15 protein-coding genes are annotated in these 16,391 nt (G+C 41.3%); 7 read left to right on the top strand and 8 right to left on the bottom strand.

Annotation, left to right across the window (positions count from 1 at the left end):
- Positions 1-407: 407 nt before the first annotated feature.
- Positions 408-983 carry a thioredoxin gene (locus B2V22_RS04050; protein ID WP_290490701.1) on the top strand — a complete coding sequence of 192 codons (576 nt, stop codon included), beginning with the start codon at positions 408-410 and terminating at the stop codon, positions 981-983.
- A 267-nt stretch (positions 984-1,250) separates the two neighbouring features.
- Here B2V22_RS04050 and B2V22_RS04045 read toward each other — a convergent pair whose 3' ends face one another.
- From B2V22_RS04045 to B2V22_RS04025, 5 genes are all read right to left on the bottom strand, one after another.
- Entirely contained in the window at positions 1,251-3,677 is a 2,427-nt protein-coding gene (locus tag B2V22_RS04045; RefSeq protein WP_290490700.1) for a flavocytochrome c, read from the bottom strand.
- Between the two features lie 13 nt (positions 3,678-3,690).
- On the bottom strand, positions 3,691-4,296 hold the full coding sequence (locus tag B2V22_RS04040) for an NADPH-dependent FMN reductase (RefSeq protein ID WP_290490699.1): 606 nt from the start codon (positions 4,294-4,296) through the stop codon (positions 3,691-3,693).
- Between the two features lie 293 nt (positions 4,297-4,589).
- Complete coding sequence (locus B2V22_RS04035; RefSeq protein ID WP_290490698.1) at positions 4,590-5,105, bottom strand: biotin transporter BioY; 516 nt, start codon at positions 5,103-5,105, stop codon at positions 4,590-4,592.
- Positions 5,106-5,222: 117 nt separating this feature from the next.
- Positions 5,223-6,224, bottom strand: a complete 1,002-nt coding sequence (locus tag B2V22_RS04030; protein ID WP_290490697.1) for a biotin--[acetyl-CoA-carboxylase] ligase — start codon at positions 6,222-6,224, stop codon at positions 5,223-5,225.
- Between the two features lie 334 nt (positions 6,225-6,558).
- Positions 6,559-7,473, bottom strand: coding sequence for a GNAT family N-acetyltransferase (locus B2V22_RS04025; RefSeq protein WP_290490696.1), 915 nt, complete (start codon positions 7,471-7,473; stop codon positions 6,559-6,561).
- Between the two features lie 451 nt (positions 7,474-7,924).
- Here B2V22_RS04025 and B2V22_RS04020 point away from each other — a divergent pair, with 451 nt between their 5' ends.
- From B2V22_RS04020 to mscL, 6 genes are all read left to right on the top strand, one after another.
- The gene (locus tag B2V22_RS04020) at positions 7,925-8,320 is read left to right on the top strand and encodes an initiation-control protein YabA (protein WP_290490695.1); all 396 of its coding nucleotides are present in this window, start codon (positions 7,925-7,927) and stop codon (positions 8,318-8,320) included.
- Positions 8,320-9,078, top strand: a complete 759-nt coding sequence (locus B2V22_RS04015; RefSeq protein WP_290490694.1) for a tRNA1(Val) (adenine(37)-N6)-methyltransferase — start codon at positions 8,320-8,322, stop codon at positions 9,076-9,078. Before B2V22_RS04020 ends, B2V22_RS04015 begins: the two co-directional genes overlap by 1 nt.
- Positions 9,068-9,574 (top strand): GIY-YIG nuclease family protein, encoded by a 507-nt coding sequence (locus B2V22_RS04010; RefSeq protein WP_313552070.1) that lies wholly within the window; start codon positions 9,068-9,070, stop codon positions 9,572-9,574. Before B2V22_RS04015 ends, B2V22_RS04010 begins: the two co-directional genes overlap by 11 nt.
- Positions 9,575-9,578: 4 nt before the next feature.
- Positions 9,579-10,475 carry a 16S rRNA (cytidine(1402)-2'-O)-methyltransferase gene (rsmI, locus tag B2V22_RS04005; RefSeq protein WP_290490693.1) on the top strand — a complete coding sequence of 299 codons (897 nt, stop codon included), beginning with the start codon at positions 9,579-9,581 and terminating at the stop codon, positions 10,473-10,475.
- An 8-nt stretch (positions 10,476-10,483) separates the two neighbouring features.
- Positions 10,484-11,521, top strand: coding sequence for a YdcF family protein (locus B2V22_RS04000; protein WP_290490692.1), 1,038 nt, complete (start codon positions 10,484-10,486; stop codon positions 11,519-11,521).
- 134 nt (positions 11,522-11,655) lie between these two features.
- Positions 11,656-12,054 (top strand): large conductance mechanosensitive channel protein MscL, encoded by a 399-nt coding sequence (gene mscL / locus B2V22_RS03995; RefSeq protein WP_290490691.1) that lies wholly within the window; start codon positions 11,656-11,658, stop codon positions 12,052-12,054.
- A gap of 239 nt (positions 12,055-12,293) precedes the next feature.
- Here mscL and B2V22_RS03990 read toward each other — a convergent pair whose 3' ends face one another.
- From B2V22_RS03990 to B2V22_RS03980, 3 genes are all read right to left on the bottom strand, one after another.
- The gene (locus B2V22_RS03990) at positions 12,294-13,673 is read right to left on the bottom strand and encodes an MmgE/PrpD family protein (protein WP_290490690.1); all 1,380 of its coding nucleotides are present in this window, start codon (positions 13,671-13,673) and stop codon (positions 12,294-12,296) included.
- 103 nt (positions 13,674-13,776) lie between these two features.
- Complete coding sequence (locus B2V22_RS03985; RefSeq protein ID WP_003142301.1) at positions 13,777-14,628, bottom strand: phosphosulfolactate synthase; 852 nt, start codon at positions 14,626-14,628, stop codon at positions 13,777-13,779.
- Between the two features lie 50 nt (positions 14,629-14,678).
- Positions 14,679-16,073 carry a citrate synthase gene (locus tag B2V22_RS03980; protein ID WP_290490689.1) on the bottom strand — a complete coding sequence of 465 codons (1,395 nt, stop codon included), beginning with the start codon at positions 16,071-16,073 and terminating at the stop codon, positions 14,679-14,681.
- Positions 16,074-16,391 lie beyond the last annotated feature (318 nt).

Raw genomic sequence — 16,391 nt, 5'->3', positions numbered from 1 at the left:
ACACTATTTATTATAGAACCAATAAGATTATAGAAGATCTGTAACGACTATTGTTGCGGGTCTTTTTTGTGTAGATAAATATAACAGTATAACTGTGCTTTTGGCAATTTGTTGATGGTATAAGCATTTTTACGCATAGAGAGGGAGATAATAACGGATTTACGATGATGGTAGCAAGTGGTGTATTTTTTATTATATTTTGCTATCTATCTCTTTTATCCGTTCTTTGCTTCAGGTGAATGAGCTGGCTTCCTTCTTTTCGCTTTGGGAGGCATAACCACAGTCGATATGGTCTTTCAGAAAATAGAATACGTAGGGTTCATGTGTAGTGATTAAAAAAACTTTAATGATATAATTTGTGCATTATATATTCGTACTGTTATGCGTTAGATTTGGGAGGCATGATTATGAATAAGATTTTATTACTATCTAGTTTAAGTGTGCTTTTGTTTGCTTGTTCTAAACAATCGAATGAGGAAGAAGTGACTAGTGATTCGGCAACATCCTCAAGTGTGGTCCAAGAAACAAGTTCAGAGGATGGGCAAGCATCATATCAGAGTACGGTACAAAGCTTTACTAGGATTACAACAGAGGAGATTACAAGCAAAATCAATAATGGTGATGGTTTTTACCTATTTGTTGGTGCAGAGGATTCTGCAGATGCACAGACTTTCGCCACTAAACTTGATGAAGCCTCCTCCATCTTTGAAACCCCATCTTTAGCTGGTATTGAAGGCGTCATTTATTACTTAGATTTAACCAGTGCTAGCGACCAGGCAACTGCAACGTTTACCGAAGATTATGGTATTGATACTGTACCTGCCTTTCATTTCTTTGAAGGGCAAATTTACCATAGTGAAATCGAAGATATCGATAGCGAGAATATTAGCGTTGAAGAGATCCAAGACTTTATCAATACGCCTTATCAGGATGAACATGTCACAACAGCACCAGACGAGAACATGGATAATGGAGACAGTTAATTTCCCATTACTAAGACCATTTAAGTCGTGTTTTTGAATAAGAAATGAATCATGGCAAGTGTTATATGTGTCATTTTACTGATTGTGTATGTCGTTATTATTAAGGGCGCCTATCCGTTTAACATAAAATCGATGCATCAATTATTTTTCCAAATGTATATTATATTTCGTGTTAAAAAGATTTTGATAGATAAACCCTAAGCAAAAAGCACGTTATTCTTTGAAGTAACGTGCTTTTCTCTTTTGATTGATTTTGACAACTTGTACTTAGTCAATTTCGGCTAGGGCAGTGATGGCTGCAATTCGTCCGAATGTAAAGATATCAGATAAGGCATTACCACCTAGACGGTTGCCAGCGTGGATCCCACCAGCAACTTCACCGGCTGCAAATAGTCCTGGAATCACTTGACCGTCGGTGTTGATAACGCGTGTTTCTGTGTCAATTTTCAACCCACCCATTGTGTGGTGAACAGCCGGTTTCCGCGGTGTTGCGTAGAATGGCGGTTCTACCACTTTCAAGTCGAAAGCTGATTTATGAAATTCAGGGTCTTCACCCGCATCCACATAGCGATTATATTTAGCCACAGTATCCGCTAGTACTGCTGGATCAATGCCGATTTGCCCTGCCAAATCTTCGATTGTATCGTCCCGGAAAAGAGTACCTGCCGCCACTTGCTGGTCTATTTTTTCCTGGCTAGTATTATAAGCTGTCTCCTTGATTAAATCGTCTGCAATTAAGTAGAACAAGCCACCAACATTGATCGCCGCCTGCGCCAATTCGTCACGGCTACCCACTTCATTGACAAAACGTTTACCATTTATATCCACCATAACAAAGTTTGCCGGCGGTACTTGTAAACCTGAGAATAGGGCACCGGTATCTGGGTCAGAAGTCGGCATTAATTGAGAGAAGCCCATGCCCACTAATTCAGCCCCAACTGCTTCACCGAGTAAGATACCGTCACCAGTAATGGCAGGTGAGTTTGAGGTTTTAATGTCGTCGGCAATTTCAGTCCAGTAGGTATTGTATTTTTGAAGCATCTTCGTATTGGCACCGAAACCACCAGAAGTAATAATGGTTGCTTTGGCATGGATAATGACCTTGTCGCCTTTAGCGTTTCGGGCAATGGCACCAGTGATTTTACCATCTTCTACTAATAATTCTTTAGCAGGTGTTTCAGTTAGAATTAGGCCACCATTTTCCTCGACGTAAGGTTTTAAGACAGAGATGAAGGCAAATCCTTCGTGACCTTCAGGTTTGTGACCGCGTCGCCATAGAGCTCCGACAGGCATGGAAACATCGTCACGTTCAAACGGTACGCCAATTTCAGTTAACCATTCAACTGCACCTAAAGCATTGTCCGTCAATTGTTTCACCAGGGCATAGTCCCCGTAAATTACCTGACCGTTCAAGTCACTACGTTTACCGCCTAAATAAGTTTGAATACGGTGTAGTAGGACTGAATCGAATAGGTAGTCTTCGCCATTTTCAGTGCGGTTTAAGTAGTCAATGATTTGGCCACGCAATTCTAGGAAGTCGTCTAAGTATTCAGGGTCAATGGTTGCCTCATCAATTGCAGCAATTCCAGCTAGGGTATGGGCTTCACCAGGGTTAGCTTTGAAACTTGCTTGCCATGCGGGTTCAGCAGCGTTCATTGGTCCACCAGCCCGGACAGTATTGCCACCTAATGATGGGAATTTTTCTACTAAGATCACATCTTTATCTGCTTGAACGGTTGCAGCAGCAGCGGCTAAACCAGCACCACCCCCACCTATAACCAAGATATCTGTATCATATTCTATGGTGTCGCTAGCAGTTTTATTAGCTGTTTTTGGCCGTTTCTTCAAGATGTCTGGATTCGCACTAGCCAAGCGCACTGCATCCGCAACTCCGTCAATCACGCTCTGACTCGTGACAGAAGCACCTGAAACCGCGTCAACATTTAAGGTCTGGTTTTCAAGGATTTGTTCAGGAATACGCGTGAAGACTAAGTCCGCAATCCCTTGAGTCTCACCACTTGAATCAATATCAATCCTATCAATTCGGGTATCACTAAATGACACAGTAATCGGAAGTGGTCCATTATGCCCTTTTGCTTTCACCTCATACTGGCCAGGTTCGAAGCGAATCTCTTCAGGTAGGGCTAAGATACTCGCTACATCGGCAAAACGAATAAACTGACCAAGACAAGTTTCTAGGAAGTGTAGAGTGTTTTCATTCTTCAAGTTACCATCCTCATCAAAGGCTTCGTGCACGCGTCCCAATAAGAATTCGTATCCAGGCATGACAATTGCATTTACCCCAGGTGTATCAAGGATTTGACGCAAGTGTAACTGGGCACGAGATGACCCTTGAATATCATATGAAGCACCCACTAACATGACCGGTTTACCATCAAGTGGATGTAAATTAAAGGATAAGTGTTCGATCAAGCTCTTAAGGGCAGAAGGGACAGAGTGATTATGTTCAGGTGTTGCTAGGATCACACCGTCAGCAGCGGTGATTTTTTCATTAAAGCTTTGAATGATGGGTAAGTCATCCTGATCTTCAGTTTCCACAAACATAGGTACTTCACGAAGGTCTAGAATTTCAATCTCAGCTTTGTTGGCAAAATGCTTTTGCATAAATTCAAGCAAAGTACGGTTGTATGTTTTGTCAGCGGCACTACCGGCAATGGCAATAAATTTCTTCATATGTGGTATCCTCCTATCCGATTTCCCAAGAAAAGTTTGTATCTTGTCGATTTGTTAGCTGACCTTGTTCACGAAGTTGATTTAAGATTTGCACAAATCCAACAAATTCTGCGAAGTGGTTTTCTAGTTCAGAGACTTTTTCTGGATAAACCAATTGACCATTCTCATCAAAAGCTTGCCCTGAATTTGATAAATAATATTCAGTACCAGGCATCACACGGGCTTTTAATTCAGGAGAATCTAGGATTTGGCGTAGGTGACTTTGAGCACGAGATGTCCCCAAACTGCCTAAAGACCCACCAACAATCATGACAGCCTTATCCATCAGCACTTGGTCAGTGTAAGAAATCCATTCTAACAAGGCCTTCAAAGCAGCTGTAATTGAGTGATCGTATTCAGGTGTTGAGATGATGACCCCATCTGCCTCAGCAATTTTTTGAGAAATCACTTGTACAGACTGAGGTGCAACTTTGTCTTCCGGTTGGATAAAAATAGGAACACCCTTAATTTCTAACACTTCAATCTCAGCCTGGTCGACGAAATGTTTGGCCATGAAATGCAGCAATTGACGATTGGTTGATCTGTCAGAGTTTGTACCAACAATAGCAACAAATTTCATAAATTAACCTCCAATTATTTGTGAAATAGATAACGAAATATATTGACCAGAAAAGAACACATTTTGTGCAAAAAATCAAAAAACAATGAAGTGTTGTTAAAAGAGGATTTTCGCCGTTTGTGAACGCACTTGTTTCTATCAATTGACATGAGTATACAACAAATGATTTGTGAAAACAATTACAAATAAGATGAATTATTTCCCGAGATTGTGTAACGTTCTACAAATTAAAAACCGAGACTGTGAAGTCCCGGCCGGTAAGGTAAATGGAGGTTATAAAAGAGCGTACATTTCTATAGGGTTAAGCGTTTCTTCAATATTAAAGCTAAAGAAATAGCTACCACATTTTTGATGATGTCTGTTGGTAAGAAAATAATCATACCTGACATCAACGTATCTATCCAAGAAATTGGTGAATCCAACAAGTAGTTTAAAGCCAAATACATATAAGTTAAACCGCATAGGAAGATAATCAAGTTCATACCAATCGCACGAACAGTTAAGATCTTCCAGCCATTTTCAACTTCTGGGTTTTGACTGGCAAAGACCATCGCCACGATGAAACCGATAATGAAACCAAATGAAGGGGAGTAAATAAAAGCACCTTTAAAAATAAATAAAAGAATAGCATTTAAAAGCATGGCAACAGCCGCATATTTTCTTGGAATCAACAAACCAGTTAAGACAACCGCCATGGTTTGTAAGGTGAATGGAATCGCCCCAAATGGCACGACAACATAGGAAGCGATTAAGGTAATCACGCTCATTAGTGCAGCGAGTACCCAGTAGTAAGTAGTTGATTTTGTCATAAGTGTTCTCCTTTTTTAGTCAACCGAATTTTATTATAGGTTGACCATCCCTTTTAAATTTGGACGTACGACATGATATCGCACATCCACTTGTTACTATAGATAATATGTTGCCTCTTATAAGTCAGCGAATTGCTGACTAGAGAAAGATACTTCACCAGATACAAGGGTTCGTCTCTTGCCCTCTGATGTTTCTATTGAAAGGTGACCAAGATCTGTCACACCAAGGATTTTTCCGCGATAAGTTTCGTGGTTCTCCGTATAGGTTACCCATTGGTCCTTTCCTAATAGGTGGTCACGGTAATAATCAAGGAAAGTCAAGCTTGCTAAGTCATCATAGTAGCCCTTGAACTTAGTAATAAAGTTGGTAATCAAGTCATTTGGGTTAAAGGAACTAGGCAATTGTGGGCCAAATATCGTACCCGCAACAGATTGATTTTCCGCATTCTCCTTCGCGAAATCACCCGCAAGGTTAGATCCAATCCCAAGCACCAGATGAGAAATCGTTTGCGCTTCCATATCAAACGTTGCCTCAGTTAGAATACCAGCAACCTTTTTCCCATGGTAGAACAAGTCATTTACCCACTTAATCATGACATCATCGGGTAAATAGCTAGATAAGGTTTCCGCATAGGCTGACGCAGAAGCGATAGTCAAAGACGCAACAAGGTCATTATTCACACCCGGTGGTGGGGTCATAACGATTGAAAAATAAAGGCCTTGGCTAAGTGAAGAATAAAAGGTACGGCCACGTCGGCCACGACCGGCAGTCTGCTCACTGGAAATAAAAATAACAGGTTGGTCTGGATAGTCCGCTGCATGCTTACGACCAAGATCATTGGTAGACGTAGTGGCATCTTGGTAGTAGACCTTTAATTCTGGCCATATATGTTGTAGGCCATGAGTAATTTGGCTAGGATCAATCTCTTGATTTAAAGCCTCTAAGGCATAGCCGTTTTTTGGGTGACGGATAATTTCATACCCATCCGTTTCTAATTGCTTCATAGCCTTCCAAATGGCATTACGACTAACTTGGAAGTGGTCTGCCAATTCTGGGCCAGTGTGAAAATGACCAGGATGGTCTAAAAGATAAGCAAGTAGTTTTGCTTTCACTGTCATGAAATCCGTCCTTTCTTTCTAAAATACAAATATTACATTATCAAGATAAAAATACTTTGTCAACTGAATATTTTGTGCAGGTGACGAAAAACTTTTCAATTAAACAATTCATGAAAAAAAAGGCATCGTCACTTTTTCAAGATAACAATAAGGATGTCTTCGCGATAAAAAGGCAAGTTTCAGACATGTAAGTTAAGCAATCTTAACTCGCGCAAAGTAAGGTAATTTTTAAACTGGCTTGGTGGGGAGTAGGAGAAGTTAATGCTTTTAAAGGTTTACTGTCATCAAAAAGAGGAGACGTTATTCGCCTCCTTTACTTTCAAAGTTATTTTAATTAATCGTTTAGCTCTTCAAATTCGTCAAAATCATCATAGTCATCGAGTTCATCAAAGTCATCAAAAGCGGCATTTTCAAGCATGTAAGCAACTGGGTCAGCTTGGTAAGTTTGGATGTCTTCGATGATAGGTTCTTCAATTTTACGGCTTAGGCTGATTTGCATGCCCATGTCTTGGTAACCTTGTTTTAGATACATGTCATATGGCGTATCGTCAGCATCTGCAGATAAGACAACCATCTTATCTGCAGACAAGGCTTTATCGCACACCCATTGTTGGATGAGTGAACCGATTCCTTGACGTTGGTAATCGTCTAAAACTTGGAAATTATCAATTTCATAGGCATGCGCTAGGCGGATAACGTCCGTAATGGCAACCAATTTGTCATCAATATAGACAGCTAGGGCAGTGGTGTTATTTTCCGCTAAAAACCAAGGGTAGTAATTTAATTTCTGTTGGGCAAACTCGCTCGAATCGTCGATAGCCTTGTCGAAAACTTGGTTGAAGTCGAAGTAGTCTTGTTGAGTTGATTCATCGACTTCCTTTAAAACTAAGCGGTCACCGTATGTGTCGATAGCTTTGGTTGTCCCTTTGAATTCTGCCGGATTTAACACCATCAATTTGGTAAGGGAAATTTCGTATCCCACTTCACCAATTGACGCAAATAAATCAGGCGCTAAAGGTTGATTCATTGGTAGGACAAAGCTGTAATAAGAAAGGTTGAGGTCGTAGGCATAATCTAGAAAATTCTCTTCTAGGATATCCAATTCTTCAGCAGTTGGGACAAAGTCTAGGACGATTTTATTGTTGTTGTACATACTTGGTACAGTACGGTTTCCAATAAAATAATATAATTCAGTTTCATCGTAGGTATCAGCCAAAGTAAACATCTGGTCAAAAGTAAAATCTTGCATGCGTATAGCTCCGTTCATTGGGAAAATTTGATCTTTAATTACCTATTATTTTAGCACAGCACTAACAGATCCGTTTAGAAAAAAGGATGGGTGACCCACATCATTCTGTTGGCGTCAGCCTTACAGAATGAGTTGTCACACAAACTATCCAACTAGGCTGATAGTGTTCCCGTTGCTCTTAAGGCAATGATAGGTAAGTTGAAGTCCGAAGAACTTATCACTTATAGCAGAAAATCAAAATAACAGCGTAATTAATCAATTAAAAAACCGAACAGGTGTGCTATAATTGACGCTAGTTGAAATTGAAGTTTCCATTTAGGTTAGCCACATCATGTGGTATCATGGAGAGTGAAAAAGCACAGATATTGCGTTTTAACCGGAATGGTCCAGTTGACAAGTTTTTCTAGGCTGGGCAAGTATTGGCTGACTAGTAGAAAGTAGGTGTGGGAACGTGGATGAACATCATGTAGCAGAAGAAATTACTGCATTGAAGAGTGATTTGCAGGGGATGATTGAAAAAATTGATGCTATCAACGAAGAGTGGGATAAGTTATTAATTTCTTCCCATAACTTGAAAATGGAAAATTTTTATTTACGTGAACGGGTACAAGAGTTAACTGAATTAAACGATAGTTTGTCGCAAAATACAGCGGAAACTGATGAACCTGTTGATGAGGATACGCCGCAGGTGATGTCAAAAGCCCGTCAAAATCTTATGAATATCTACGAAGATGGCTTCCATATTTGTAATATTTCCTACGGTCAACGCCGTGGAAATGACGAGCAGTGCATGTTCTGTTTAGATATTCTGTATGGTGAACGTGCTGGTGAGGGGAATCAAGGCTAATGGATACACCCTTATTACAAGCAGGCGAACGGTTGGATGCCTTAATTCCACAAAATCTTGAAATTATTCAAAGTGACCTGACCTTCTCTTTCTCGGTAGACGCAATTTTATTGGCGCATTTTGCCCAAGTGTCTTCGAGTCGGGTGAAACAGGTCATTGATTTTTGTTCGGGTAATGGGGTGATTCCTTTATTACTGTCGGCTAAAACGAGTGATAAAACTCAGATTCATGGGATTGAAATTCAACCTCAAGTAGCAGACATGGCCAAGCGGTCGATGGCATATAATAATCTGTCGGATAAAATTACGGTTCATCAGATGGATTTAAAATCGGTTCGTGACCATTTTAAAAAGGATTCTGTAGACGTGGTGACTTGTAATCCGCCTTATTTCAAGAAATACGATGAATCTAAGGTTAATTTATTGGATGCTAAAACCTTGGCCCGCCATGAAGTGGCGATGACAGCGGAAGATATTTTCCAGCAGGCTCAGTTTGTCTTACGAAACCGAGGTAAATTGTATATTGTCCATAGACCTGAGCGGTTGAGTGAGTTGATTGTTTTAGGTAACCAATACCATTTGACTTTGAAACGGCTGCAATTTATCTATCCGAAACCAGGTAAAGAAGCGAAAACCATTTTGCTAGAATTCATGAAAGATGGCCATGATAAGGGCTTGCGGGTCTTGCCACCTTTCTACACGCAAACCTTGTCGGACGAGTATACACCAGAAATGAGAAAGTTGATTTATGGCGAATAAGTCAGAAGAATCGCATAAAAAAGATGCAATCGGTAAAATAAATAAAACACCTCAAAATGACCATAAGAGCGATTTAGAAGATGGTCTGGGAAAGGGCGCAGATAAGGCGCTTGCTGAGGTTGAGAAGGCAATGAAATTACATTACTTCTATGTGCTAGCATGTTCAGATAATACCTTGTATACGGGCTATACGACTGATCCTGATCGTCGGGAAAAGGTTCATAACCAAGGTAGGGGCGCCAAGTATACTCAGGCAGCTAGACGTCGGCCAGTTCATATGGTTTACAGCAAGCCATTTACTTCCAAGTCACGGGCCATGTCAGCGGAGTATCGGTTTAAGCAGTTGACTAGACATCAAAAGGAAAACTTTCTTAAAGAACGGGGCGTCAAACAGGTTTGGCCACCATCTATGTGGTCGGAACGGGTGGCTGACAGCGTGGAGAGTGGCTTACCCTTTTTGCCGGAGGAAGAAAAAACAGTTAAAGATGAGGAGTGAGGGCATGGTTCAGGTACAACATTCATTTACAAAGCAGGAGAATGAAGGGTTTGGGACCTTGTATTTGGTGCCGACGCCGATTGGGAATTTGGAGGATATGACGTTTCGTGCGGTCAATACTTTGAAGTCTGTGGAGATGATTCTGGCGGAGGATACGCGAAATACGCAGAAATTGTTGAATCATTTCGAGGTGGTGACTAGCCAAATGTCGTACCACCAACACAATAGTCAGGCGCGGATGCCACAAATTTTAGCTATGCTGAAGGATGGACAGGATTTAGCGCAGGTGTCTGATGCTGGGATGCCAGCGATTTCTGATCCAGGCTTTGAGTTGGCGCAAGCAGCTATTGCAGAAGGTATTCGGGTTGTGCCACTGCCGGGTGCAAATGCGGCCTTAACGGGGCTTGTGGCGTCAGGTTTGGATACTGACCAATTTGCCTTTATTGGCTTTTTACCGCGTAAGAAATCTGAGAAAAAGGCTTTCTTGGATGATTTGGTGAATTTTCCCTACACGATGATGTTTTATGAATCTCCTTACCGCTTGGTGCAAACCCTTGAGGATTGCCGAGAGGCCTTCGGTTCTGACCGGTCTGCGGTAGTAGTACGGGAGTTGACTAAGAAGTTTGAAGAGTTTAACCGAGGCAGCCTGGATGATTTGGTTGTGCATTTTGACCAAAATGGGCCGATTAAAGGGGAGATTTGCTTCTATATTGCGGGTAACGATGCGCCAGTGACTGAGGCAACAATGTTACAGGATGCTTTAGAGGAGATGACTTTGAAGGACCAGGTGGACTGGTGGATGGGTCAAAAGGACTTGTCGACTAAGGATGCCATTAAACAAGTGGCCAAGCAAACAGGCGTGAATAAGCGGGATGTGTACGCAGCTTACCACGAAATCTAGGAGGCTTTATGATTCCATATCTCATAGCGCTGACATGTTTTCTTGTTGGCATCGTCATTTTAGTGATTGCACCAAGGAATTTGGTGGATAATTTCCTGTTTTTAGCAGGTTTTATTATCTTATTTTTTGCTATTTTAAATGATCCTACTTTCAATAACCACCCCTTCTTCCAGCATATTTTTTATTGGTTGGACCGGTATGTGCGGTTATTAGCGCCTTTATTTACCATGATTTTTGGGATCGGGATGATTTCCTATGCTTTGAAAGTCTATCGGATTGAAAAGTCAAAATTGCAGTTGACGGTAGGTTTACTACTGGCTGCTGTATTGATTGGCGGGACTGTCTTCCAATATGTTGCCAGCTTTTTCTACTCGACCCTTTTTCACCAGGAAGTGGTAAGGGTCTTCCAGTTTGCGATGGCCTATTTCGTGCTTGCTTTCGTCAATTATTTGGCGGTGACCTTGCGATTGACATTGTTGGAGGATGAGAGCCAACAGGATTTTGTGGTCATTTTAGGGGAACAGTTGTCTAAGGACGGGAAGCCTTCGAGTGTTTTGGAGAGTCGGTTGGATATGGCAGTGGATTATATCGAGCGGCAACAGTTCCAATTTCAATCGGTGCCACGGATTATCGTGAGTGGAACGTCGACTGGTGCGGAGTCGCAGGTGAGTGAGGCGCGGATTATGGCCGATTATTTGGTGGACCACGGGGTGCCGCCTGAGATGATTTTGCTTGAGGACCAGGCGCATAATACCCATGAGAATTTTATTTATGCGAAAGGGATTATGCAAGCGAATGTGAAGCAGTTGAAAACGACGAAAGCGGTCTTTGTGACGTCATCTTACCATTTATATCGCAGTCAGTTGTACGCAAATATGGAGGGCTTGTACCAGATGTCTGGTGTGGGTGCTCAGGCGACGATGATGGAGCGGATTTTAAATTGGGTGCGGGAGTTTGTGGCCATTATTTTCATGCACCGAAAGCTACATCTGGCGGTTTCTTGCTTGATGATTGGTTTGGGGGTCATTAATTTCGTACATTTTTAATACAATATTGAAACATTTAGCTTGGAATTGTACTTTTTTGTATGTTTTTAGGCTATTTTTTTACAAAAAATAAGAGATATGGTTTAATAAATTATGTATTATTAAACATATTTTATTTAGGGGAGGAAACAAAAATGTTAAAAGAATTCCGCGATTTTATCGCTAAAGGTAACGTATTAGATATGGCTATCGGGGTTGTAATAGCAACTGCGTTTACTGCTATCGTGAACTCATTAGTAAATGATATCATTATGCCATTTGTTGGATTGTTTTTGGGGTCAACAGACTTTACATCTATCACAGTTCAGTTAGGTTCAGCTGTATTAACTGTAGGTAACTTCATCCAAGCAGTGATCACATTCTTAATTATCGCATTGGTATTATTCTTCGTCATGAAGGCTGTAGCATCATTGAAGAGCCAATTCGAAAAAGAAGAGGCTGGTGTTGAAGACGAGGAAGTTGCACTTGTTGATAGCCAAGAATTACTATTAACTGAAATCCGTGACTTATTAAAAGAACAAAATAATAATTAAGGATGCGAGGACCGACGCCAAGAAAGGAACCGTTGGAAGATTAAGGCAGTAGATGACGCAGTCAGCTACAACTTAAACTGAAACGCAGTCCTTTCTGGAGGTCCGAACTCGAATATAAGATGTGAGCTCGATTTTAGGCACCGTCCTTTAATCTATCTTTATCTATTTTGAGCAAAGTAAAAGGCCTAGCTGAGTATGTAAGTATACTCAGCTAGGCCTTTTTAGTTGGCATAATGTGCTTATTTTACTTTTACTTGTCCTAGTAAGTCAGTTAAAACAGTGATATCAACGTTTTCGATATCTTTAATGGTAGCGGCAATCTTATCTGCTAGGTCAGCATCGATTTTACTTGTAAGGCCCTTGTATTTTTCCATTAAGACGTCCCAATCGGCAGGGTGGGTGTTGAAGCCGTGGTAGTCATTTTTCTCAATTTCAAATACTTGGCCGTCGTTGGTTTCTAATTCAATACGGCAAGCCATTTCTGCTGGGAAACGGTCGCTGTATGCTTCAACTGGTTCAACATGGACTTTTTGTAAGAGGTCTTGAACGTCTGAACTAGTAATGCGGGCTGGTTCGTATTGTTCAGGCATGACTTGTCCGTCTAAGTAGGCGACAGCTAGCATGTAAGGTAGTGAATGGTCGGCTTCCTCTTTGAATTGGATGTTCTTCTTGCCACCTTCCTCGCCGCCACCGATAATATTGAAGGCGACGTCAAAGGTGTACAAGCGAATTTCCTTGATGTCATCAGCGGCTATTTTTTCTGCATCTTTCAATTCCAGCAAACCTTCAATAGAAGATTGGGAATGAATTTCAGCATTGTATCGTTTGGTGATGGTCTTGGTTACCCGGTTTAAATCTTCTTTCGACCAGTCGATATCAAATTTACCAGCAATGGAATCCATGAATCCTTTGTTTCCTTCAAAGACCTCTTTAGGTCCGGTAATGCCGTAGCTAGCGAGTAAAGTCGCATGCATGGCACCCATGGCCGTGTTTGGATAAGCTAACCCTTTCCAGTGAGATAGGGCACCGGTTCTAGTCACCCGCAATGAATTGTAGCCTGTACCCGCAATGGCAATGGCATTTGCGGTCTTATCAGCGTCTAATTTCAAGGCAGCGGCCGCACCTGCAGCGGCACCGTAACTCCCTTGTACAGTATGGTCAAAACCATGGTCACGTACGGGGGCAACGTCAGATAAGCGGGTTTGGACTTGGTAGGCGATACCTAAGGCAAGTAAGAAGTCTTTACCGCTTCCGCCTGCGTATTCAGTGGCGGCTAATACTGGGGCAATATTGTCAGATGGGTGGCAGGTTTCGTTTTTCGCTAGGTATGAATCGTTGTAGTCTAAATAACGGATAGCTGCCCCGTTATAAAAGGTTGCGTAGTCAGGGCTAGATTTACCACCACCAAGTAAGGTTACTAGTGGGGCGCCGCCTAGATCTTCTGTCATCTTGCGGATATCTTTCACAGGTTGGCCTTCTAGGGCGCCGATCCCGACTCCGATACTATCTAAGAGACGTAATTTTAATACTTTAACGGCTTCATCTGACAAGTCATCATAGCTACGGCTTTCCACCCAGCTTGCAAGTTGTTGAACCAATGTTTGTTTATCATTTGACATCTACTCGACCTCCGATATGTTATTCAGTCTATTTCCATATAGATAGATAAGAAGGGTATGGTCAAAAACGCATACCCCCTATAGTTGATGTTTATACCACTACTTAGTTTTTACCGTCGTTTAAGGTGATTACACGGCCGAATAACTCGTTGTTGCCCCAGATACCGCGACGGATACCTTCTAATTGTACGATTTGACTATGGTCAACGAACAAGTTCACGTCTGGACCGTAGTTTTTAATGTACCAAGAGAATACATCCGGATCAGCTGCTTCAAACATGACTTTTTCAGTACCTAATTCTGAAGCAAAACGGGTAGCGATTTCTGTTCTCCAACTAGCCACACTTTCAGTGATTCCTTCAGACTCGATCATCAACATGTAAGCCCCAGCTTCTAAACAACGTTTACCTACTTCAATCGCTTGAGCTGGATCAAGTAGACCGGCTGCTTCATTTTGTTCGATTGTGTTGGTACCACCTGAACCGAATTGCACACCGATTTCTGGTTTGGCTAATAGACCGGCATCTTGCACGCGTTCTACTAAACGGACAATGTCATCAGTTGGCATAGTAATAAATCCTGTAGAGATTTCAATGATGTCAAAACCAACACGTTTACATTCGCTAATGTAGTAGTCTACCGCTTCAATTCCTTGTGTTAAAACATATTCCATGAATCCACCTGTAGATACTTTGACACCATATTCATGCGCCAAGTCTAAAATTTTAATCAATTCTTCTTCAGGCATTAAGGTGAAAGAACCACCAGCAAATTTCAAGATATCTACATGTTCACCCATTGTTTCTAACACATCGCGTAAGTAGCGTTCACCCATAACTGTATAGTATGGTCCACGGATTTCTGTAATCCCGCGTGTACGTGGTTTTGCTTGACGGTTGTTATGTTTAATTTTAGCAAAGGCTTCTTTGTTGTTTAGATCAGTGTTGTTTCCCATAGTAATCACTTTCCCTTTCGTAAACCAGAGTGTCTGTTGGCATTTGATCGTTACTTGATCGCTAGTTGACTATGTTTGCTTTGCCTATCTTCCATGGTTAGGTAGGGCTTGTTTTCGGAAATATTGACATAAGCTGGGCGGATAATTTTCGGGTCTTGAATTTGTTCCAAGCGATGGGCGCACCAACCGGCAGTTCGTGCGACGGCAAAGATTGGGGTATAGAGGTCTGGACTCAGTCCAAGCATTCTATAAACAAGGCCCGTGTATAAATCGACGTTGGCACAAATTTCACTGCCAGGGCGCTTTTCATTGAGGAGGTCTTTGGTGATAGCTTCGATGTTACTTAGGAGGTTGAAATCATCGCAATAGCCTTTCTCAATGGCCATTTCTTTCGCCTTATCTTTCAGCAAAACAGCTCGTGGGTCTGACTTTGTATATACTGCATGCCCCATACCGTAGATGAGACCTGACTGGTCAAACGCTTGCTTATTTAAGATATCACGTAGGTATTTTTCAACTTGGCCCTTATCCGTCCAATCAGCCGTTGTGGCTTTTAAATCTTGCACCATGGCTTCTACCATCGAATTGGCACCACCGTGTTTTGACCCTTTAAGCGAACTTAAGGCTGTTGAAATGGTTGAATAAGTATCCGTTCCTGTTGAAGACACTACGTGAGTAGCGAAGGTGGAATTGTTCCCGCCACCGTGTTCGGCATGGATAATCAAACATAGGTCTAATAACTTGGCTTCCTCATCTGTAAATGTCGCGTCTGGACGAATGAGATGAAGGATCGTTTCAGCTGTCGACATATTCGGCTCCAGGTGATGCAAGATAAGTGACGCATCATCGTAGTAATACTTCTTACCTATGTAGGAATAGGCAAGTATGAGTGGCATCTTCGCAATGATAGAAATGACTTGGGAGATTTGATTTTCAAAATCACGATCTTCCGCCTTATCATCAAAGGAATAAAGTGCCAGCAATACCCGCTGCATATTATTCATGACGTTTTTGGATGGTGAATTAATAATGAAATTTTCGATGAAGCTATCGGGGAGTTTTCGATTCTCCTCCAGTAATTCATCAAAAGCAGCCATTTCTCCCTTAGTTGGTAAACTGCCAGAGAGCAACAGGTAAATAGTTTCTTCATAGCCGAATTTATCTTCTTTAAAATAATTCTCTACTAAGTCTGTCAATCGAATTCCCCGATAACGGAGTTCCCCATCTGTTGGAATTATTTTATTATTTAGTATTTTATATCCTGAAACTGAAGCAATTCCAGACACGCCAACCAATACCCCTGTACCATCGTCATTCCGTAGACCGTGTTTCAAGTCATAGGTAGAATAATGATCATGAGAGATGGTCGTGTTAGCTTTTACTACATCAACAAATTGACGTCCAAACGCTCTGTTATCAAAATCGATAGACAAGATATACCGCACCCTTTCTTTAATTTTAATAAAACATGCAAAACAAAATCCTTGTAGAAAAGGCTACAAGTAAGTTTTGATACCTGTATCCTAGTCACTTTGAATTTGAATGTCAACTATTATTTTAAGAATACAATGAGAATAAATCTCATCTTTTTCTTATCTCGCAAGGGTTTGCGTCGTGTAAAATAATTTAAAAAAATTTTTTAAAAAAGTAGGATGACAGAAGATACCTCACATGATTTTCTCATCAATGTAACATTATATCCGCGATTCATGTTAGCTTTGTAAGAAAAAGCACAATGCTAGCAGGATTAGAAATTAATTCAA

Origin of the sequence: Aerococcus sp. UBA6277 (genome assembly GCF_002440555.1) — a bacterium.
Classification (GTDB): Bacteria; Bacillota; Bacilli; order Lactobacillales; family Aerococcaceae; genus Aerococcus.
Note: the sequence above shows the minus strand (reverse complement) of the source record. Positions and strands in the feature narration are given on the sequence as shown.

Coding starts and splice junctions, on each gene's coding strand:
- B2V22_RS04040 (WP_290490699.1), bottom strand. CDS start 4,296: ATGAAATTTGTTGCTATTGTTGGTACAAACTCTGACAGATCAACCAAT.
- B2V22_RS04015 (WP_290490694.1), top strand. CDS start 8,320: ATGGATACACCCTTATTACAAGCAGGCGAACGGTTGGATGCCTTAATT.
- B2V22_RS04045 (WP_290490700.1), bottom strand. CDS start 3,677: ATGAAGAAATTTATTGCCATTGCCGGTAGTGCCGCTGACAAAACATAC.
- B2V22_RS03985 (WP_003142301.1), bottom strand. CDS start 14,628: ATGGGAAACAACACTGATCTAAACAACAAAGAAGCCTTTGCTAAAATT.
- B2V22_RS03990 (WP_290490690.1), bottom strand. CDS start 13,673: ATGTCAAATGATAAACAAACATTGGTTCAACAACTTGCAAGCTGGGTG.
- B2V22_RS04035 (WP_290490698.1), bottom strand. CDS start 5,105: ATGACAAAATCAACTACTTACTACTGGGTACTCGCTGCACTAATGAGC.
- B2V22_RS04025 (WP_290490696.1), bottom strand. CDS start 7,473: ATGCAAGATTTTACTTTTGACCAGATGTTTACTTTGGCTGATACCTAC.
- B2V22_RS04030 (WP_290490697.1), bottom strand. CDS start 6,224: ATGACAGTGAAAGCAAAACTACTTGCTTATCTTTTAGACCATCCTGGT.
- B2V22_RS04000 (WP_290490692.1), top strand. CDS start 10,484: ATGATTCCATATCTCATAGCGCTGACATGTTTTCTTGTTGGCATCGTC.
- rsmI (WP_290490693.1), top strand. CDS start 9,579: ATGGTTCAGGTACAACATTCATTTACAAAGCAGGAGAATGAAGGGTTT.
- B2V22_RS04050 (WP_290490701.1), top strand. CDS start 408: ATGAATAAGATTTTATTACTATCTAGTTTAAGTGTGCTTTTGTTTGCT.
- B2V22_RS04010 (WP_313552070.1), top strand. CDS start 9,068: ATGGCGAATAAGTCAGAAGAATCGCATAAAAAAGATGCAATCGGTAAA.
- mscL (WP_290490691.1), top strand. CDS start 11,656: ATGTTAAAAGAATTCCGCGATTTTATCGCTAAAGGTAACGTATTAGAT.